This window comes from Candidatus Avelusimicrobium sp. (genome assembly GCF_050873505.1).
GTDB lineage: Bacteria > Elusimicrobiota > Elusimicrobia > Elusimicrobiales > Elusimicrobiaceae > Avelusimicrobium.
In genome coordinates this window covers 132,620-150,780 of sequence record NZ_JBNMIY010000004.1, presented here as the reverse complement: position 1 = coordinate 150,780, position 18,161 = coordinate 132,620, and the positions used below count along the sequence as shown (strand labels likewise).

Sequence of the window (18,161 nt, the reverse complement as noted above, 5' to 3'; positions counted from 1 at the left end):
CCCGGAGTGTGTCCGGGCGCTTTTTGCATATGAAACGGCTTTGGCAAATTCTCTTATCGGGCTTGTTGGCCTTATTTGTATCTTGCCCCGCGTTTGCGGCGCAGGACGAGGCCGATTTTATCGTTTCGGGTAAAAAGGACGGAACGGTTCCGTTTGAACAAATCGGCGACGTGCCGTATGTGGACGTGCAAAAAACCGCCCGCAAGTTCGGCGCGAGCGTGGAACTGTTTGCCAAATCCAAACAAGCCAAGGTTTCTACCAAGGGCTTTTATGCTATTTTAACGGCCCCGTTGCAGGAAATTGTGGTAAATGCCCAGCCCAAAACCTTATCCGCGCCCGTACTGGTGCGGGGCGGGAAGGTAATGACTCCGGCGGAGTTTTTCACCCTGCCTGCGTTTACGCAAGCGGTGGATAAGCAGGTGGAATTTAAGAACGGGGCTTTCCAAATAGAGCGCCGCTATAACCTGGCCTACGAGGATAAAAAATTCGGCGGTAAGGACAATTTACTCCTCTTTACGGCGCAGAAAAATGTAACCTTTACCACCGAACAGCCCAACAAACATACCGTCATTATTACGTTCCCTAACGCGGTGGTAAAGCGCGATTTGCACGAGCGTTTGCGCACGAGTTATATCGCCTCGGCGGATATCCGCCAAACCCGCGGGGATGCGGTGTTAAAGGTGATTTTAGGCAAGGATGCCAAGGTATGGAGTTTTGACCGGACTGGCGACAAGTTGGTGTTCCGTGCGGGGCTGAAAAACGCCTTGCCCGCACCCGAGGAAGAACCTGCCAAGGCCGAAACGTCTGCCGTAAAAACAGCCGCGAAGCCTGCTCAAACGGCGGAGCACAAATCGCTTGTGGAGGGGGAAGAACCCTCGGTTTTGGCGGAGGAGGAAGCCCTTTCGCACGAACCCGTGATGACAGCGGCGGCCCCCAAGGCGGCGGTGATTGCCCCCGCCAAGCCCGAAGCCAAACCGACTCCGGCCATTTCCGCTAAAACCGCGCCCAAAGCGGCCCCGGTTTTAAAGAACGAGCCGAACCCTGTCAGTATTCGGGAAGCGCACAAAAAAATGCGTATTGTGGTGGACCCGGGCCACGGCGGTAAGGACCCCGGCGCGATGCGCAACCGTATGCGGGAAAAGGATTGGAACTTGGCCGTAGGCAAGGAACTGGCCCGGCTGTTGCAAAAGGGCGGCTTTGAGGTCAAACTCACGCGCGATAATGATACCTTTATTGCCTTGTCCGAGCGTTCCCGCATTGCCAATAATTTTAAGGCTGATTTGTTTGTTTCCGTGCATACCAACGCTTCCAAAAACCGCAACGCAAACGGCTTTCAGGTGTATTTCCGTTCGGAAAAAGCCACCGACAAGGAAGCCGCCGAAACGGCCGCCTTTGAAAACGAAGCAATGCAATACGAAGAGGTCCATTATAACTTTGTGGACGCACTTCTGCAATCCTTGGCCAAAAACGAATATATTAACGAAAGTTCCAAACTGGCCGGATACGTGCGCAACGCGGTGTATAAACAGCCGGGAATCGGCATTGCCGTCAACCAAAACAGCAGCGTGCGCCAAGCCAACTTTTATGTGTTAAAGGGTGTGAACAGCCCGGCGGTGCTGGTGGAAATGGGGTATATCAGCAGTAACAAGGACCGTGCCCGCCTGGGCAACAGCGCGGTGCGCAACAAAATGGCCCTTGGCATTTACAACGGCATTTATAACTACGCCAAAAAAGAAGGTTGGATAAATTAGCGTTTTGTAAGATAAAATAAACAGCCCCCGCGCTTTAAGCCGGGGGCTGTTTTTCAAAATCCCATTGTTTTGCAAAGCCCGTCCATTTTGCTTTTGCACTCGGTTTTGCCCGGATAAGGGGAATTATCCAGCCAAACCACATAATATGCGGGGCTTTGGTTGTATAGGTCTGTTGAGGCCATACCTTTCCCATTGTTGGGCAGGCCGTGAGTATCAAATAAATTTAAATTTACTTCATTACTGTTAAACATATCTACCGCAAATTTATCACACCACAACATATAGCGGAACATCGTATCGGCGGTACAGCCTTTAAATTCTATGTCTAGGTCTCCCCAATACTGTGGATAGTCGCCGTTTGCCATATAATACACTTCCATAGCGTCTTTTAACGATTTGCCCGCCGTAATCAGTTGTGAATAGCGGCTTTTGGCTACCGCCTTTTCGTATTGCGGCAGGGCCACGCTTGCCAAAATGCCGATAATGAGCACGACTACTAATAATTCTATCAAGGTAAAACCACGGCTAACAACCCAAGCAGTAGATCCTGAAACAAGTTCAGGATGACTTTCTTTTTTCGTCAAGCCGTCATCCCGTAGTGTTTTTATACGGGATCTGTCGTTTATAAAATTAAGGGTCATACTGGAAGGTTTGCCGGAGCGGAGCGTTCCAGTATCTGTCGTTTTTCTTTTTTGATAACAACGGATCCTGGACTACAACTTTCCAGGATGACAACAACGGAAATAGCGATATAAATCCTTTCATTTTTCCCTCCTAAAAGTACCTTTATTATAACATAAAATGATACTTATAGTCCGTGTACTTAAAAGTATCAAGCTGCTATCCTGTAAAGTATGAAAAATACATACTCTGCGGCAGACAAAAAATATTTAAAGGCGTTCGGCGCGCACGTGCGGGCCCTGCGCAAGGCGGCGGGATTTTCGCAAGAGGATTTTGCCTTGGAAATCGGGTTAGACAGAACCTATATGGGTGGTGTGGAACGCGGGGAGCGGAACTTGGCCTTGCTCAATTTGCGCAAAATTGCCAAGGGTTTAAAAATATCCGTCAGCCAACTGTTGGCCTTTCCCTCTAAATAGTAAAATATAAGTAATGAAAACTTATTTGATTTTGTTTTGGATTTTTGCCAAAATCGGCACGTTTACTTTGGGCGGCGGCTATGCAATGCTCCCGCTTATTGAGCGGGAACTGGTGGATAAAGGCCACTATTTGGATGAAAAGGAATTTTTGGACGCTACCGCCGTGGCCCAAGCCGCGCCGGGCATTTTGGCTATTAACATCGCCATTTTGGCCGGGTACAAGGTAAAGGGCTTTTGGGGCAGCGTGTGCTGTGCGTTGGGGGCGGCGTTGCCGTCTTTTGTCATCATTTTGCTTATCGCGCTTTTCTTTCATAATTTTAAAGATAATCCTATTGTAAAGCGCGTGTTTTTGGGTATTCGCCCGGCGGTGGTGGCACTGATTGCGGTGCCCGTGTTCCGCTTGGCTAAAACGGCGGGGATTACCTACAAAACGGTCTGGCTTCCGGCGGTGTCGGCTCTGCTTGTGTGGCTGATGGGTGTGTCCCCGGTGTACATTGTGCTGGCGGCGGGGCTGGGCGGGTTTTTATATGGCCGCGTGAAAGGGGGCGCTAAATGATTTTTTGGAAACTTTTTGTTACGTTTTTTAAAATCGGGCTTTTTAACTTCGGCGGCGGCTACGCGATGATTTCGTTTATCCAAAACGAAGTAGTCTATAAGCAGGCTTGGCTGACGACTTCCGAATTTACCGACGTAGTGGCTATCAGCCAAGTTACGCCCGGCCCGGTGGGTATTAACCTGGCCACTTACACAGGTTACACGGCGGCGCACAGCGTGTGGGGCAGCGTGATTGCCACCTTTGCAGTGTGTTTGCCTTCCTTTATTTTGATGCTTCTCGTTAGCCGCTACTTTTTAAAATACCGCCACGCTCCGGCGGTGGAAAATGTGTTTAAGGGCTTGCGCCCGGCGGTAATCGGGCTGATTGCCGCGGCGGCCTTGGTGCTGTGCAACGGCGAAAACTTTGTGGACTACAAGAGCGTGCTTTTGTTTTTGGCCGCCTTTATAGCGGTGGGAAAATTTAAAGTAGGGCCCATTGCCGCCATGTCCGCGTGCGGAATTTTAGGGTACTTTTTGTACTGAAATTTAGCATAACCTAACTTTTTATCAAAAAATAAAAAAATATTTTTCCGCATTTTTACGACGGAGAAAAAGAATTTTAAAAAATATTTGTTAGTTTTGGCTAACTTTTTGTATAATAAATATATCAAAGTTGTGCATAAAGAGGAAAAAGAAAAATGAACTATAAGAATTTTGCAAAAATTTTATTCGCGGCGGCCTGCGTGGGCGTATGGAGTTTGTCTTCTGCCGCCACTAACACGGGCAAAAATGCTACCGTTTCCCGTGCGTTGGATAACAAATTGGCCGAAGTTACGGTCATTACCGAATTTTTAAAACCCGTTAGACTTAGCGATATGGTTTCCCGCCACCGCCCCGGCTTTCAGGATGTGCTGGTAAAGGTGGAAAAGCAAACCAAAACCTGCCAAGGCGTGCTTTTGGCCGGAACCCCGCGCGTGGCTACCTTGGCCGCTTGCGTGAAAGGGGATGACGGTTTTACGGTGAGCAAGGTTACGCTCAAATTCGCTAACGGCAAACAAGCCACCGGCGAAGCCAACGCCATTAGAACCCAGGGCGAATTTGCCCGCTTGTTTGTAAAGCGTGCCGTGGTAGAAGGTTTGAAGGGTGCGGAAATTGCCAACATTGGTGCGGGTAAATCCTTACAGCAAACCTATAAAGACGGTTCTGCTTTGCTGGCGCAGTTCTTTAACAACCGGGGGGTAATTTCTCCGCGCGCCCGCCGCGCTATGGGCATTAAACCGTCGCTTAAAATCGGTTCTCCCGTGTTCTTCCACGGTAAACTGGTAGCGCTTGCGAACTCGGTTCCGAACCGCTTCCCCGTGTCGCTCTTTGGCGGCGTGAGTGAAGATTCTTTGACGGTCGTCCGCCCCGATAACGGTTCTGCCTTACTGAAATAATCTCGCTTCCCCGCCCACAAGCCAGGGTCGGGAGGTCTCCTATAAAAAACCGCCGGAAATTCGCACCGGCGGTTTTTTACTGTCTAATTTTGCGGATTGTTTTCTTGCGGCTCGTCTGTGGGCGGCTCGCGGTAGGTTAGTTCCACCTCGGCAAAGATAGAACCCTTGTTGTCGTTTAACCAGCGGCGGTGGCTTTTATAATCGGGGCAGAATTGCGCCACCAGTTGCCAGTATTCCTGCCCGTGGTTCATATGTACGAGGTGGCACAGTTCGTGCACCATCAGGTAATCCTGTACGGCCAAGGGCATTTTTACAATGCGGTAGGAATAGTTGATGTTCTTTTTGCCCGAGCAACTGGCCCAGCAGGTGCGCTGGTCTTTAATGACGATGTTGTTATACTCCACGCCGATTTTTTCCGCCCACTCTTTTGTTTTGGCTTTCAAGGTTTCGTTGGCCTTTTCGCGCAGCCAGACGGTAACCAAGGCGGACGGGTCGGAATCCTTGGCGTGCAAATAAATGTGGAAGATTTCCCCGTCAAACGCTACGCCCTCTTCTTGGTCGGGTGTTATATACATACGGGCTTCGTAAAAATTGCCGTTGTAGAGCACCTTGTTTTCGCCCGCGGGGGCGTTTTGCTCGGCGGCGGACGAGTCCTGCTTGCCGAACACTTCGGGCAATTCTTTTTTCAGCCGTTCAATAAATAGTTTTACGTCGCTCACGACGCTCTGCGTATCTGCCATAATTATATTATAGCAATTCACGCCCGGGCTTACGGCAAGGGGTATAGGTTGCAGTCGGTGCTGAAAGTATCGGTACATTTGCTTGTGGTAAAGGTGGTTCCGCCCATACTTTTGCAAACCTTGTTGGCTACTTCGTCATCCGCCTTGGCCCCGCAGTAACTTTGGCCGGGGCGGTCGGAAACATCCAGGTATAGCCCGTAACTGTTGATGACTTCGTTCCCGTTGCGGACGTATCCGATAACATCCTGCCGTCCGCTGTCGCCCCTACTGAGGGCGTCGTAGCCTATTTTCCCGTTAGACATATTGCCTTTTCCTACTTTGCTAAATCCGGTTAAATCAAAGGATAGTTCCTCTAATCCGTCATTTAAATATTTTCCGTTGGCCAGATAATATTCTTCCTCCGCGTTTTTAAAGGCGCGGACGGTGGGGATGACGGCCCCTAGGCGGCTCTTGGCTACGGCCACTTGGTATTGCGGCATTGCCACAGCGGCCAAAATGCCGATAATGAGTACAACAACTAACAATTCTATTAAGGTAAAACCCTTCATTAAGTGCTCCTTTTTATTGAGCCCGGCAGCCCATAAAAAACGGCCGTATTATCCGGGCTAAGAAGAGTAACCCAAATAAAACAGCCGTAGTTCCCTGCCCGGTTGGACAGGGAACATTCGGCGCAGGAAAACCGGGTAATTAGTCCGTTTTTCTTGCGCCTAAAACGACCGTTTTTGGTCTCTTCTTATGCGTTTTACGTTAAAACGCTCATCCGCCGTCCGGCGGACACCAAAAACAGTAAAAATTGTATGGGTGCGGGTTGGGAACCCGGGTCAAAACCTCCACGAAAAATTAACTAAATTTATTTTAATATTTTACGTTCTGTTTGCCAATTATTTTATACAATGGTCATATACTTTTGGAGGCGTAATGACTCATACCGATTTAAAGACTACTCCGCTCTGTGCCGCTTGCGAAGCCGCCGGCGGGAAAATGGTGGACTTCCACGGTTGGCTGCTGCCGGTGCAGTTTAAAGGCATTTTAGCCGAACATAAAGCCGTGCGCGAATCCGCCGGGATGTTTGACGTGTCCCATATGGGGCAGTTTTTTGTAGAGGGCAAAGACGCTTGGGCCTTTTTGCAATACATTAACTGCAACAACATTAAAAATACCCCCGGTGCGGGCACTTATTCCCACATTTTAACGGAAAAGGGCACGATTATTGACGATGCGATTTCCTTTTGCTTGACGCCCGAAAAATTTTTGGTGGTGGTAAACGCCGCCTGTATTGAGGGCGATTTTGCTTGGTTTACCAAACAGGCTAAAAACTTTAATGTTACGGTGCGCAACGAAAGCGCCGACTGGGCGATGATTGCGTTGCAGGGCCCCAAGGCCGTGGAAATTGCGGATAAAGTGGTGGCCGGAGCCGCCGATTTGCCGCGCTTTCATATTAAAGAGATTGAACTCTTTGGCGCGCACGGGTATATGACCCGCACGGGCTACACCGGGGAAGACGGCGTAGAAATTATGCTGCCTAACGGTAAAATTGTAGAACTGTGGGCCGCCTTGCTTGCGCTTGGGGTTACCCCGTGTGGCTTGGGTGCGCGCGACGTACTGCGCTTGGAAGCCGGGTATTTGCTTAACGGCGTCGATGCCGACCAAACCCGCACGCCGTACGAAGCCAACTGCGGTTGGGTGGTAAAATTAGCCAAGGAAAATTTTGTAGGAAAGGAAGCCCTCGCCGCGCAAAAGGCGCAGGGGCTCAAAGAAAAACTGACGGCCTTTGTGTTAAAGTCCGCAGGCGTTCCCCGCGCGGGATGCAAGGTGTTTGTAGGCGCGGAGGAAAAAGGTACGCTCACCAGCGGGACGTATTCGCCCTTGTTTAAAGGGATTGCCGTCGGCTACACATCCGCGGACGTAACCGCCGGAACGGAAGTAGAGATTGAAATTCACGGTAAACGCGTAAAAGCCGATACCGTCAAAACACCCTTTTATAAAAACCGGGTTTAAATTAAGGAGAAATTAGTTATGCATACCGAAGAAAATTGCCGCTTTGCCAAAACGCACGAGTGGGCCTATGCCGAAAACGGCGTAGCCACCGTGGGTATCAGCAACCACGCGCAGGAAGAAATCAGCGATATCGTATTTGTGGATTTGCCCAAGGTGGGCCAACAAGTTACGGCGGGCCAAAACTGCTGTGTGATTGAATCCGTTAAATCCGCCAGCGAAATTTATGCCCCTGTCAGCGGGGAAATTGTGGAAGTAAACTCCGCGCTGGAAGGCGATCCGGCCCTTGTAAACCGCGAACCGCACGGCAACGGCTGGCTGTTCAAAATCAAAATGACGAACGCCGCCGAATACGACAACTTGCTTGACGTAAACGCTTACAAAGCCACCCTCGCCAAATAAAGGTTGCCTATATTTTGTTATCCCCCGCGCCAAAAGCGGGGGATTTTACCAAGAGGACCTATTAATGTTTATCCCGAATACCCCATTGGACCAAAAAGAAATGCTGGCTAAAATCGGCGTTTCGTCCGTAAAAGAGTTATTGGCGCAAATTCCGCAGGAATTGCTTTACCCCGTTTTGAATTTGCCCAAAGCCCTTACGGAGCAAGAACTTACCGCGCATATTCACGCGCTGGCGGCCAAAAATAAACCGCTCAAAAATTTTATCGGCGCGGGGATGTACGAACATTTTATTCCCGCCGCTGTGCCGGCGCTTTCCTCGCGCGGGGAATTTTTAACCGCCTATACGCCCTATCAGGCCGAGGCCAGCCAAGGCACCTTGCAGACCATTTACGAATTTCAAAGTTGCATTTGCGCATTAATGGATATGGACGTTGCCACCGCCTCCCACTACGACGGCGCCACCGCCGCGGCGGAAGCCGTGCTGGCGTGTTTGCGCATTACGGGGCGGACGGAAATTGTTATTTCTTCCGCGTTGCACCCGCATTATAAACAAGTGCTTACTACCTATGTGTGCCACTTGCCGGGCGTAAAAGTATCGGAAGCCCCTCTGGCGGCGGACGGCACGCTGGATTTGGACGCGTTAAAGGCCAAATTGTCGGACAAAACATCCGTATTTTTGTTGCCTACGCCCAACTTTTTCGGGTGCTTGGAACGCGCTAACGAAATTTCCGCCTTGGTGCATAACGTGGGCGCGCTGTTAGTTGCGCTTGTGAACCCGATTTCGCTCGGTGTAGTGCAAACGCCCGGCTCCTATAATGCCGATTTTGCCGTAGCCGAGGGCCAGCCCTTGGGCAACGCAGTGAATTTCGGCGGCCCGGGCTTGGGTATTATGACGGCTAAAAAAATGTATATGCGCCAACTGCCGGGGCGCATTGTGGGCATTGCCAAGGACAAGGACGGCAAACGCTCCTTTGTGCTGACGTTGCAGGCGCGCGAACAGCACATCCGCCGCGAAAAGGCCTCGTCCAACATTTGCTCCAACGAAGCCCTGTGCGCGTTAAACGCGGTGATTTATTTGACGCTTCTCGGCCCCAAGGGCTTAAAGGAAGTAGCCGAACTGAACTTGGAGAGAGCGCACGAACTCGCCGCGCTTATTGGCGAAGTGCCCGGCTTTAAACTGAAATATTCTGCCCCGTTCTTTAACGAGTTTGTGGTGGAGTGCCCGGTTCCGGCCAAGAGCGTTATTAAAAAGTTGGAAAGAAAAGGCCTTGGCGCGGGCTACGCACTTACTGAAATCAAAGGTATGAAAAATTGCCTGCTCGTGTGCGCGACGGAAACCAAAACCGAAGATGATTTGAAAGCCTATCAAACGGCCTTAAAGGGGATTTAATATGGAAGAAATTTTACAACACAGCCAATTATCTATTGAAAAATCCCAGCCCGGCCGCCGTGGTGTGCGCTTTGAGGGTGTTAAAAAGCAAGCGGCGGATTACTTGCCCGCGGATTATTTGCGCAAAAATGAGCCCAAGTTGCCCGAAATCAGCGAGTTTGAAACCGTGCGCCATTTTACGCGGCTTTCGGAACTGAACTATTGCTTGGACGGGGAATTTTATCCGTTGGGCTCCTGCACGATGAAATATAACCCCAAGGCCTATGACGTCCTTTCCGCGTTGCCGGAATTTACGTCCGCCCACCCGTTCGCGCCGGAAAGCGCGGTGCAGGGCACCTTGGAAATGCTGTACAACTTGCAGGAACTGTTAAAGGAAATTACGGGGCTTTCTGCCTTTACCTTACAGCCTGCCGCAGGCGCGCACGGGGAACTGACCGGTATTATGACGGCCCGCGCGTATCACGATGCCCGCAAAGATTTTAAACGCACCGAAGTAATCGTGCCCGATACCGCCCACGGCACTAACCCGGCTACGGCGCATATGGCGGGATATACGGTGATTAACATCAAATCCGGTCCCGACGGTTGCGTGGATAAAGAGGCCTTAAAGGCCGCCCTTTCCGACAAAACCGCCGCGTTTATGCTGACCGTGCCCAATACGGTGGGGCTCTTTGAAAAGGACGTGCGCGAAATTGCCGATATGGTGCACAAGGCGGGCGCGCTGTTCTATATGGACGGGGCGAATTTTAACGCGTTAATTGGCCTCGCCAAACCGGCGGACTTCGGTGTGGATATTATGCACTTAAATTTGCATAAAACCTTTGCCGCTCCGCACGGCGGCGGCGGCCCGGGTTCCGGCCCGGTGGGTGCGGCGGCGCACGTGGCGCCGTTCTTGCCTAAACCGATGGTGGAACTTAAAAACGGAAAATACACTTTATCCGGCAAGATGCCCAAGAGTTTGGGCAAGATGAAGGCGTTTTACGGCAATATTGCCGTGTGCCTGCGCGGGTATTGCTATTTGCGCCAGTTTGACGGCAAAACGCTTAAAGACATTGCCGAAAACGCCGTGCTGAACGCGAATTATGTCCGCGCCGCGTTAAAGGGCAAGTTCAATGCGTTCTTTGACTGCCCGTGTATGCACGAGTGCGTGCTGACGCAGAATCCGGCGGAAATGAACGGCGTACACACGTCCGACATCGCCAAACGCTTGCTGGATTACGGTTTTTACGCGCCAACCATTTACTTTCCGCTGATTGTGCCGGAAGCGATGATGGTGGAACCGACGGAAACCGAAAGCAAGCAAATGCTGGATGCGTTTGTGGCGGCAATGGATAAAATCTACGAAGAGATTAAGACAAATCCGCAAGTAGTAAAGGAGGCCCCGCATACCCAGTGCGTCAAACGCATTGACGAGGTGTCCGCCGCGCGCGAACCCAACCTGCGCTGGTAAGTTTGCACGGTTGGTGTAACTGTTTGATAAAAGGCCGCTTTTGTAGCGGCCTTTTTGCTGTGTCATTATTTAATCAGGTCATACTGGAAGGTTTTAGTCCAGTATCTGTCGTTTGCCTTTGCCGTCATTCCCGAGTGTCGTAGTCGGGAATCTGTTGTTTGTCGTTCCCTTTTTTATAACGACGGATCCCCGACTAAATTCCTCGGGGATGACAGCAAAAAATATTGTTTTTGTCGTTGTTGTTTCGCTGTTTATTTTAAAGGGGTTGTTTCGTTTTTTTTTGTTAAAATTTTGATAATTCGCAGTGGATATACCCGGATGTATCCGCTGTATAAAAATGCGTATAAAAGGCCGTTTTGGCCGTTTAAACGAGGACAAAAAAATGAAAAAAATCACACTTCTCTCCGCCTGTATGCTGTTGTTTACAGCCGTCAGTGCGGAACAAATGCAGTTTGTAACCACCTTATCCGCCCCGGTGGGTAACTTTGCCCATTTGGATGCGGCAGACTCCACGCACGTAACCAGTGCGCCGATACTTAACTTTTGTAATACCCGCTCCAATGTGGGGAATATTGTAATCAAAGGTGCCAATGCTTACTTAAAACAAGTCAACATCCAAAACGGAACCGCGTTAGGTACCACGAATACGCCTGAATATCGTTTGAGCGAAAAACTCACTATTGAAAATGGCGGAACGGTAAACGCCGGGCGCATAATGGCAAATAACGTAACCTTTAAAGATACGAACTACCACAAAAGCAACGTAACCAACACTATTTACGGTAGCGACATAGGGGTAATGGGCGGAAAGACGGACAATATGGAAATTTCCGGCACCGCCAAAATTAACAAAAGCGCGCAGAATTCTGCGAACCTTGGGGAAGAACTTTGGTGGGACAATCAATACGCAAGCGATTACGATTCTTCCGGGAACAAAAAGACAAACGGCAAAACATATACGTCCTTTTTACTCAAAAGCAAAAACGGGCGTTCTTGTCCGGCTGGCGCAGATCAATTTTGTGAACAACCATTAGACCCAGATGGTGTCCCCGGAACGTGGAACGATATCTCTTGTACTTGCACTTGCCCGGCGGGCACTGTGTTAATAGACGAACAATGTATTGATGCGTGTAAAAATATCTCTTCTGAGGTACAACAAAAATGCACAAATCCACAAGACAGAAATAGCGAAAAGGGAACTTGGAACTATTCAACTTGTGCCTGCGAGTGCCCGGAAGGAACGACTTTAAATGAAGAGGGTGAGTGCTATGCAGGAGGTTCTGATTGTTATTTCGTGGCAAGCGGTACCATAAATAATCCGGGAACTTGTGTTGCCTGCGGGTGGGTTCGTCCTAAGGATAATAGGTGCTCGCCTGGGCAAACCGGTTGGGACGTGATAGAGGACCATTGCACGGAGCATACAACAAGTGGTACAGGCTATTGCTTGGCTGATGTGTTAGAGTGTGTTTGTAATTAGATATTCCCCTCCGCCAAAAACGGAGGGGATTTTTCCTCTCTTGCACAAAACCCCCGTATTTTTTACACTACAAGTATGATTTATTTTGCTCATCGCGGCGCGTCCCAAGAGCGCGTCCAAAATACGTTGCCGGCCTTTGCCTGCGCGCGGGAACTCGGCGCCACCCGCTACGAGTTGGACGTCCATTTGTCAAAAGACGGCGCTCTACTTGTCCACCACGATTATTCTTTGTTATCCACGGCGGGCGTGGGCGTACAGTTGGGCTCGCTGACGGTAGCGGACCTAAAAAAATATCCGCTGATAAACAAATTTACCCAAACGCCCGTTTTTGTGCCGCGGTTGCAGGATGTTTTGCCTGTGGTGCGGCCGCAACTGGCGTGTTTAAATATTGAACTTAAAAATGATGATAACCGCTACCCCGGCCTGGAAGCGGCGGTGCTTGCTTGCCTGCGCCAAATGGCCCCGGATATTTTGCCAAAAACGCTGTTTTCCGGTTTTGATTACGATACCCTTATTCGGTTACGCAAATTGGATAAAAACGCGCGTATCGGCCTATTAACACGGTCTTTTGACGTTTCCAAGGCTCTTGCGCTGGGCGCGGAGAGCGTACATATGAATTATACGCGCTTTACCCCGCAGATTGCGCAAGTTTGCCACGAAAACGGTCTTAAAATTTACTTATACACGGTAAACGACCCCGCGCTTGCCGCCCGTTTTGCGGACGAGGGCGCGGACGGCATTTTTACCGATTGCATCGGGCTGTTTGTAAAGTAAAAATCAGAGGTTGCCTTTTCTGTCAATAAAAAAACCGCCCCGCTTTTTTCGCGGGGCGGTAACATTTAATCTACTTTTTAATAATCGTAACCGTACGAGTTAGAGGATTCTTCGGAGGACGACTCCGCCGAGCCCTGCATACCGTAATACTCTTCGGGTGTGTAGCGTTTGGGTTTGCTCCACAAGCGTTTTTCCTTTTTGTAGTCCGCATCGCTGGGCTGACCGGGGACCTTGGGTTGTTGGCGGTCGTCAAAGAAATAAATGGTTTTATCCTGTTCCGGCCCAACGTTAAAGATGTATTCGGATTCAATATTGGGGGCCGTTTCGCGGCGTTCTTTGGCGGCTTCTTTGGATAAATCTTCCATATAATCTTCTTCCGTCAAATAAATTTTGCGGTTATATTTTTCTTTTTTCTTTTGGTTGGTGTTGCACGCCGCCATAAGGCCCGCGCACAAGACGAAAATCAGACAAATAGAAAGTTTTTTCATACGGTCTCCTTAAAGTTTCCTTTCCCCAGATAGTACAATGTTTTCCAGCAGCACTGCAAGCGTTACCGGGCCTACCCCGCCGGGAACGGGCGAGTAGGACACGCCGCGCACTTCCAACTGCGCGGGAGTGGCATCTCCGCACAAGCGGCCGTCCGCCCAGTTGGTTGAAATGTCAATCACCGATGAGCCGGGCTTTAACCAGTCCGCCTGCAACAAGCCGGGCTTGCCCGCGGCGGAGCATATTAAATCAGCGTCCTTTAACGCGCGCGGTAAATCTGTTTTGGTGTGGCAAATTTTAACGGTCGCATTTTTGCAGGTGAGCAAATGCGCCAGTGGCCTGCCCACGGTGCTGGACCGCCCGATGACGGCGGCTTCGGCACCAGACAAAGGAATTTGATGATATTCCAACAAGCGGATAACGGCCATAGCCGTACACGGGGCAAAACCCTTTAAGGCTAAAATTTCCGGCCACGTTTTGCACAGAAACAAATTACCCGCGTTGATGTTGGACATCCCGTCAGTATCTTTTTGCGGGGCGAGCAAATCGGCATACGGAGTGGCGGCCAAATGTTCGGGCAGGGGGCGCGGAATTAAAATAGCATCCACATTTTGATCAGCGGATAAATTTTTGACCAAGTCTAAAAATTCCGCCGCCGGGGTTTGGTTATCCACCTCAAAAACTTTTGTATCCACACCCAACTGCTGGGCGGCGGCGACCTCTTTTTTGAGGTACACATACGCCCCGTAATCCTCGGTGGAGCCGATGGCCCGCAAGCATATCGGGCGGCCTAATTTTTGGCGCACGGCTTCGGCCCTTTGTGGTAAGGGCTGGCGGATTTGAGCGGCTAGGGTGCGTCCTTCTAAAATCATATTTATTATTTTAGCAAATTAGGCGGTGTTATTCGTGTGAAGCCCTAATAAGGAGTGCCCAAAATAAGGCGACACCGCAAAAGCAATGTTGCTCCATTAATCAAATGAGCGCGGCTAATCCGCCGCCCGCTAGGGCAAAAACAGTATCGCCCAACCAATCAAATGAGAGCAGATAATCTGCTTGGCCTGGAAGGCCTATTCTTCGTCAATTTTGAGCATCGCCACAAAGGCTTCTTGCGGGATGTTCAAACTGCCGATAGATTTCATACGCTTTTTACCTTCCTTCTGTTTTTCCAGCAATTTGCGTTTGCGGGTGATATCGCCGCCGTAGCACTTGGCGATAACGTCCTTGCGGAAGGCGGGAATCGTCTCGCGGGCAATCACTTTGCCGTTGATAGCGGCCTGCACGGCCACCTCAAACTGTTGGCGTCCGATAAGTTCCTTTAACTTGGCGCATAAGGCGCGGCCCATTGTTTGGGCTTTGTCCTTGTGTACCACTACGGAAAGCGCATCTACCGCCGTACCGTGGAGCAGAATTTCCATTAATACCACGTCGGAACTGCGGAAGCCGGCAACCTCGTAGTCAAACGAGGCGTAGCCCTTTGAAACGGATTTTAACTTGTTGTAAAAGTCTATTACCATTTCGCCCATCGGCATTTCGTACTTGATAATCACGCGCTGGTTGGACAAATGGTCCATACTCATAAAGGTCCCGCGTTTTTCTTTAAGCAGCGTCATCACGCCGTCCATAAATTCCACAGGGGTAACAATGGTAATGTGGATGACGGGCTCCTTGATGTCAATGATATCGCCGTACGGGGGGAAGTTGGCCGGGTTATCAATGATTTTATAGCCCGGATCGTCTGGCGCATCCGGCAGGGCGGAAAGTTCCTGCGGGTGCGATTTGCGCGGCGTAAATTTAACGTGATAAACCACGTTGGGGCTGGTGGCAATCAGCGATAAATTAAATTCGCGCTCCAAGCGTTCCTTTACAATTTCAATGTGTAAAATACCCATAAACCCCAAGCGGAACCCAAAGCCCAACGCCTTGGAAGTTTCGCTCTGGTAGTGAAAGGACGAGTCGGAGAGGTTTAATTTTTCAAGTGCCTTGCGCAGAAGCGGAAAATCCGTCGTTTCCACTGGGAAGATACTGGCAAACACCACGGGCTTTGCGTCGGCATAGCCGGGGAGCGCTTTTTCGGCGGGGCGTTCGGCCAAGGTAACGGTATCGCCCACCTTTACTTGGTGGATGTCTTTGATACCGGCAACCAAATAGCCTACTTCGCCTGCGGAAAGTTCGGTATCCTTGTGGAGTTGCTTGGGCGTCATATAGCCCAGTTCTTCAATCTTATAGGTGGTGCCGGAGGACATAAATTTAATGATTTGCCCCGGTTTGACGGTTCCGTCCACAATGCGCACATACATAATGACGCCGCGGAACGGGTCGTAGTACGAGTCAAAAATAAGCGCGCGCAAGGGGGCGTTCGGGTCGCCTTGCGGGGCGGGAATATCGGTAATGATACGGTCCAGCAAATGCTCAATGCCCATACCCGTCTTGGCGCTGACGCGTTCGGCCTCAATGGGCTCCTTTAAAATGTCCCACAGTTGCTCTTCGGACGTATCGGCATCCGCCTGGGAAAGGTCCACCTTGTTCATTACGGGGATGATTTTTAAGCCCAAACTCTGCGCCAAATGTGCGTGCGCCACGGTTTGTGCTTCCACCCCTTGCGAAGCATCTACCAGGAGCAGTACACCCTCGCAGGCGCGCAGGGAGCGGGCCACCTCGTAGGAGAAGTCCACGTGGCCGGGGGTATCAATAAGATTTAAAATGTAATCTTTGTATAAAATGCGTACCGCTTTGGCTTTAATGGTAATGCCGCGCTCGCGTTCCAAGTCCATACCGTCTAGCAGTTGGGCTTGCATTTTGCGCTTGGGCACGGTGCCGGTATCTTCCAAAATGCGGTCGGATAGGGTTGTCTTGCCGTGGTCAATATGGGCCACGATAGAAAAGTTACGAATCTTCATTTTTATTGTTATCAATTAATTGCCGGATTTCGGCCGAACTACCCATTAACAGGGCGGCTTGGGCCAAATCGGAACAGTTTTCAAAATTCAAATTGCGTATGTTGTTTTTTACGCGCAGATACATACGCGGCGTTACGGAAAGCGCATCCACGCCAAGCCCCAAAAGTAACGGCAACATACGGGAATCGGCGGCGATTTCCCCGCAGATACATACCCGTTTGTTGCGTTTATGGGCGGTTTGGATAATTTGGTTTATCGTACGCGCCACGGCGGGGTGGCAGGGGTCGTACATATGGGCGACTTCCTGGTTTACGCGGTCCACCGCTATTAGATATTGTATCAAGTCATTAGTGCCAATGGAAATAAAATCCAATTCGCCAATCATCCCGTCCAGGGCAATGGCGGCGGCTGGCACCTCAATCATTGCGCCCAACGCCACGCGGTTTAAGGGTTTTTTGCCCTTGGCTTCAAACTCCTTTAATACCTCATTAAAGGCGGTGCGGACGTGGCGGACTTCCTCTACCGCGGACACCATAGGAATCATTATTTTTACTTGTGCTGGAACCTCGCACGCCGTGCGCACAATGGCGCGGAGTTGCGTATAGAGCAGATCCGGGTTTTTCAAAAATAAGCGGATACCGCGGCAGCCCATAAAGGGGTTGGCGTCCTTGTCAAATTCGTCCAGCGGGAAATCGGGCATTTTGTCCGCCCCCAAGTCCGCCAAGCGGATAGCCGTGGGGCGCATATCAAAGCGCTTTAAAACGGCCAAATACATACGGTATTGGTCATCCTCGGTAGGCGGCGTGGGTGTATCCATATACAAAAATTCGGTGCGGAGCAGGCCTAGTCCGTCGGTAATTAAGCGTTTGTTATCTTTGTTGTCGGTGCGCGGGTCATAATTTACATACAGTTTTACGCCGCGGCCGTCCTGCGTGATAACGGGCAGGTGGTTAATGGTTTTTAAAAGGGCGTCCGTCTTTTTAATTTCGCGTTGGATTTTGCGGTAATTGGCCAAGGTATAGCGGTCCGGGTTGATGACCAACAGGCCGTTTTCACCGTCAATAATCAGCGTGTCGCCGCTTTTAACGTCCTTGGACGCGGTGGATAACCCAACGACGGCGGGCAGGTTTAAACTCTGCGCCAAAAGTGCGGTGTGGCTCGTTTTACCGCCGACATCGGTGCAGAAGCCGATTACTTGGTTTTCCTGCAAGTTAATGGTGTCGGACGGGTACAAATTGTGCGCCACAAGCAGGGAGGGCTTATTGATAGAAGCCAAAAACTCGCGCTTGCCGCCCTCCAAATTGTTGACCAAACGCTTGCCTACGTCAAAAATATCGTTGCGGCGTTCCTTAAAAAACGGGTCCTCTATCTTGTCAAAGGCGGAGGCTAATTCCTGCAAGGTGAGAAACAGCGCGGCCTGCGCGGAAAGGTGTTCCGTGCGGATTTTTTTAGCGACGGAATCCTTTAAGGCCGGGTCCTGCAAAATCAGTTTGTGGGTGGACATTAAATTGGCATATTCCGCCCCCAAGGTGGAGAGAACCTTCTTTTCGCACGCGTCCAACTCGTCCAGCGTTTTTTGCATAGCGTGGTGCATTTTTTGCAGTTCCGCCTTTACTTCGGCAGGTTCAATATACTGCCGCGACACCGCAAAATTATCTCCGGGCAACAACACCGCCGGACCAATGGCCACACCCGGGCTGGCGGCAATGCCTTTTAGCACCAACATACTGTT

19 protein-coding genes are annotated in these 18,161 nt (G+C 50.5%); 11 read left to right on the top strand and 8 right to left on the bottom strand.

All coding sequences use genetic code 11. The annotated features are described in order from the left end of the window. Positions 1 to 29: 29 nt before the first annotated feature. The gene (locus ACR0QV_RS03650; protein WP_432634686.1) at positions 30 to 1,751 is read left to right on the top strand and encodes an N-acetylmuramoyl-L-alanine amidase; all 1,722 of its coding nucleotides are present in this window, start codon (positions 30 to 32) and stop codon (positions 1,749 to 1,751) included. Between the two features lie 53 nt (positions 1,752 to 1,804). Here the strand turns inward: ACR0QV_RS03650 and ACR0QV_RS03645 are convergent, their stop codons facing one another. Both ACR0QV_RS03645 and ACR0QV_RS03640 read right to left on the bottom strand, forming a co-directional pair. Next, positions 1,805 to 2,392 (bottom strand): type IV pilin protein, encoded by a 588-nt coding sequence (locus ACR0QV_RS03645; RefSeq protein ID WP_432634684.1) that lies wholly within the window; start codon positions 2,390 to 2,392, stop codon positions 1,805 to 1,807. Then, the gene (locus ACR0QV_RS03640) at positions 2,382 to 2,516 is read right to left on the bottom strand and encodes a hypothetical protein (RefSeq protein WP_432634682.1); all 135 of its coding nucleotides are present in this window, start codon (positions 2,514 to 2,516) and stop codon (positions 2,382 to 2,384) included. Before ACR0QV_RS03640 ends, ACR0QV_RS03645 begins: the two co-directional genes overlap by 11 nt. Before the next feature lie 89 nt (positions 2,517 to 2,605). On the opposite strand from ACR0QV_RS03640, the gene ACR0QV_RS03635 reads away from it, so the two are divergent. The 4 genes from ACR0QV_RS03635 (at position 2,606) to ACR0QV_RS03620 (ending at position 4,818) form a co-directional block, all read left to right on the top strand. Then, positions 2,606 to 2,848, top strand: a complete 243-nt coding sequence (locus ACR0QV_RS03635) for a helix-turn-helix domain-containing protein (protein WP_432634680.1) — start codon at positions 2,606 to 2,608, stop codon at positions 2,846 to 2,848. Between the two features lie 13 nt (positions 2,849 to 2,861). After that, positions 2,862 to 3,404 carry a chromate transporter gene (locus ACR0QV_RS03630; RefSeq protein ID WP_432634678.1) on the top strand — a complete coding sequence of 181 codons (543 nt, stop codon included), beginning with the start codon at positions 2,862 to 2,864 and terminating at the stop codon, positions 3,402 to 3,404. Then, entirely contained in the window at positions 3,401 to 3,925 is a 525-nt protein-coding gene (locus tag ACR0QV_RS03625; protein WP_432634676.1) for a chromate transporter, read from the top strand. The genes ACR0QV_RS03630 and ACR0QV_RS03625 overlap by 4 nt, the downstream gene beginning before the upstream one ends. A 155-nt stretch (positions 3,926 to 4,080) precedes the next feature. Continuing rightward, the gene (locus ACR0QV_RS03620; RefSeq protein ID WP_432634674.1) at positions 4,081 to 4,818 is read left to right on the top strand and encodes a hypothetical protein; all 738 of its coding nucleotides are present in this window, start codon (positions 4,081 to 4,083) and stop codon (positions 4,816 to 4,818) included. An 83-nt stretch (positions 4,819 to 4,901) separates the two neighbouring features. On the opposite strand, the gene ACR0QV_RS03615 is transcribed toward ACR0QV_RS03620, so the two are convergent. Then, on the bottom strand, positions 4,902 to 5,558 hold the full coding sequence (locus tag ACR0QV_RS03615) for a M48 family metallopeptidase (RefSeq protein ID WP_432634672.1): 657 nt from the start codon (positions 5,556 to 5,558) through the stop codon (positions 4,902 to 4,904). Between the two features lie 29 nt (positions 5,559 to 5,587). Continuing rightward, positions 5,588 to 6,106, bottom strand: coding sequence for a type IV pilin protein (locus tag ACR0QV_RS03610; protein ID WP_432634670.1), 519 nt, complete (start codon positions 6,104 to 6,106; stop codon positions 5,588 to 5,590). A 370-nt stretch (positions 6,107 to 6,476) separates the two neighbouring features. Here ACR0QV_RS03610 and gcvT point away from each other — a divergent pair, with 370 nt between their 5' ends. The 6 genes from gcvT to ACR0QV_RS03580 all read left to right on the top strand — a co-directional run bounded on the left by gcvT (position 6,477) and on the right by ACR0QV_RS03580 (position 13,046). Continuing rightward, positions 6,477 to 7,556, top strand: coding sequence for a glycine cleavage system aminomethyltransferase GcvT (gene gcvT, locus ACR0QV_RS03605; RefSeq protein WP_432634668.1), 1,080 nt, complete (start codon positions 6,477 to 6,479; stop codon positions 7,554 to 7,556). A gap of 18 nt (positions 7,557 to 7,574) precedes the next feature. Then, positions 7,575 to 7,955 carry a glycine cleavage system protein GcvH gene (gene gcvH, locus ACR0QV_RS03600; RefSeq protein WP_428052938.1) on the top strand — a complete coding sequence of 127 codons (381 nt, stop codon included), beginning with the start codon at positions 7,575 to 7,577 and terminating at the stop codon, positions 7,953 to 7,955. A 64-nt stretch (positions 7,956 to 8,019) separates the two neighbouring features. Next, the gene (gene gcvPA / locus ACR0QV_RS03595; RefSeq protein ID WP_432634666.1) at positions 8,020 to 9,345 is read left to right on the top strand and encodes an aminomethyl-transferring glycine dehydrogenase subunit GcvPA; all 1,326 of its coding nucleotides are present in this window, start codon (positions 8,020 to 8,022) and stop codon (positions 9,343 to 9,345) included. Between the two features lies 1 nt (position 9,346). Then, a complete protein-coding gene (gene gcvPB, locus ACR0QV_RS03590) occupies positions 9,347 to 10,795 on the top strand; it encodes an aminomethyl-transferring glycine dehydrogenase subunit GcvPB (RefSeq protein WP_432634664.1) in 1,449 nt (482 codons plus the stop codon). 382 nt (positions 10,796 to 11,177) lie between these two features. Continuing rightward, entirely contained in the window at positions 11,178 to 12,272 is a 1,095-nt protein-coding gene (locus ACR0QV_RS03585) for a hypothetical protein (RefSeq protein WP_432634662.1), read from the top strand. A gap of 75 nt (positions 12,273 to 12,347) precedes the next feature. Beyond that, positions 12,348 to 13,046 (top strand): glycerophosphodiester phosphodiesterase, encoded by a 699-nt coding sequence (locus ACR0QV_RS03580; RefSeq protein ID WP_432634660.1) that lies wholly within the window; start codon positions 12,348 to 12,350, stop codon positions 13,044 to 13,046. A 77-nt stretch (positions 13,047 to 13,123) separates the two neighbouring features. On the opposite strand, the gene ACR0QV_RS03575 is transcribed toward ACR0QV_RS03580, so the two are convergent. The 4 genes from ACR0QV_RS03575 to ptsP all read right to left on the bottom strand — a co-directional run bounded on the left by ACR0QV_RS03575 (position 13,124) and on the right by ptsP (position 18,155). Next, positions 13,124 to 13,534, bottom strand: a complete 411-nt coding sequence (locus tag ACR0QV_RS03575) for a hypothetical protein (protein WP_428060932.1) — start codon at positions 13,532 to 13,534, stop codon at positions 13,124 to 13,126. 9 nt (positions 13,535 to 13,543) lie between these two features. After that, positions 13,544 to 14,404 (bottom strand): bifunctional 5,10-methylenetetrahydrofolate dehydrogenase/5,10-methenyltetrahydrofolate cyclohydrolase, encoded by an 861-nt coding sequence (locus tag ACR0QV_RS03570; protein WP_432634658.1) that lies wholly within the window; start codon positions 14,402 to 14,404, stop codon positions 13,544 to 13,546. A gap of 195 nt (positions 14,405 to 14,599) precedes the next feature. Then, positions 14,600 to 16,429, bottom strand: a complete 1,830-nt coding sequence (lepA, locus tag ACR0QV_RS03565) for a translation elongation factor 4 (protein WP_432634656.1) — start codon at positions 16,427 to 16,429, stop codon at positions 14,600 to 14,602. Beyond that, on the bottom strand, positions 16,416 to 18,155 hold the full coding sequence (gene ptsP, locus ACR0QV_RS03560; RefSeq protein WP_432634654.1) for a phosphoenolpyruvate--protein phosphotransferase: 1,740 nt from the start codon (positions 18,153 to 18,155) through the stop codon (positions 16,416 to 16,418). Before ptsP ends, lepA begins: the two co-directional genes overlap by 14 nt. Positions 18,156 to 18,161 lie beyond the last annotated feature (6 nt).

What these genes read in the sequence shown, in the direction of transcription:
- ACR0QV_RS03650 (WP_432634686.1), top strand. Translation starts at nt 30, where the DNA reads ATGAAACGGCTTTGGCAAATTCTCTTATCGGGCTTGTTGGCCTTATTT.
- ACR0QV_RS03645 (WP_432634684.1), bottom strand. Translation starts at nt 2,392, where the DNA reads ATGACCCTTAATTTTATAAACGACAGATCCCGTATAAAAACACTACGG.
- ACR0QV_RS03640 (WP_432634682.1), bottom strand. Translation starts at nt 2,516, where the DNA reads ATGAAAGGATTTATATCGCTATTTCCGTTGTTGTCATCCTGGAAAGTT.
- ACR0QV_RS03635 (WP_432634680.1), top strand. Translation starts at nt 2,606, where the DNA reads ATGAAAAATACATACTCTGCGGCAGACAAAAAATATTTAAAGGCGTTC.
- ACR0QV_RS03630 (WP_432634678.1), top strand. Translation starts at nt 2,862, where the DNA reads ATGAAAACTTATTTGATTTTGTTTTGGATTTTTGCCAAAATCGGCACG.
- ACR0QV_RS03625 (WP_432634676.1), top strand. Translation starts at nt 3,401, where the DNA reads ATGATTTTTTGGAAACTTTTTGTTACGTTTTTTAAAATCGGGCTTTTT.
- ACR0QV_RS03620 (WP_432634674.1), top strand. Translation starts at nt 4,081, where the DNA reads ATGAACTATAAGAATTTTGCAAAAATTTTATTCGCGGCGGCCTGCGTG.
- ACR0QV_RS03615 (WP_432634672.1), bottom strand. Translation starts at nt 5,558, where the DNA reads ATGGCAGATACGCAGAGCGTCGTGAGCGACGTAAAACTATTTATTGAA.
- ACR0QV_RS03610 (WP_432634670.1), bottom strand. Translation starts at nt 6,106, where the DNA reads ATGAAGGGTTTTACCTTAATAGAATTGTTAGTTGTTGTACTCATTATC.
- gcvT (WP_432634668.1), top strand. Translation starts at nt 6,477, where the DNA reads ATGACTCATACCGATTTAAAGACTACTCCGCTCTGTGCCGCTTGCGAA.
- gcvH (WP_428052938.1), top strand. Translation starts at nt 7,575, where the DNA reads ATGCATACCGAAGAAAATTGCCGCTTTGCCAAAACGCACGAGTGGGCC.
- gcvPA (WP_432634666.1), top strand. Translation starts at nt 8,020, where the DNA reads ATGTTTATCCCGAATACCCCATTGGACCAAAAAGAAATGCTGGCTAAA.
- gcvPB (WP_432634664.1), top strand. Translation starts at nt 9,347, where the DNA reads ATGGAAGAAATTTTACAACACAGCCAATTATCTATTGAAAAATCCCAG.
- ACR0QV_RS03585 (WP_432634662.1), top strand. Translation starts at nt 11,178, where the DNA reads ATGAAAAAAATCACACTTCTCTCCGCCTGTATGCTGTTGTTTACAGCC.
- ACR0QV_RS03580 (WP_432634660.1), top strand. Translation starts at nt 12,348, where the DNA reads ATGATTTATTTTGCTCATCGCGGCGCGTCCCAAGAGCGCGTCCAAAAT.
- ACR0QV_RS03575 (WP_428060932.1), bottom strand. Translation starts at nt 13,534, where the DNA reads ATGAAAAAACTTTCTATTTGTCTGATTTTCGTCTTGTGCGCGGGCCTT.
- ACR0QV_RS03570 (WP_432634658.1), bottom strand. Translation starts at nt 14,404, where the DNA reads ATGATTTTAGAAGGACGCACCCTAGCCGCTCAAATCCGCCAGCCCTTA.
- lepA (WP_432634656.1), bottom strand. Translation starts at nt 16,429, where the DNA reads ATGAAGATTCGTAACTTTTCTATCGTGGCCCATATTGACCACGGCAAG.
- ptsP (WP_432634654.1), bottom strand. Translation starts at nt 18,155, where the DNA reads ATGTTGGTGCTAAAAGGCATTGCCGCCAGCCCGGGTGTGGCCATTGGT.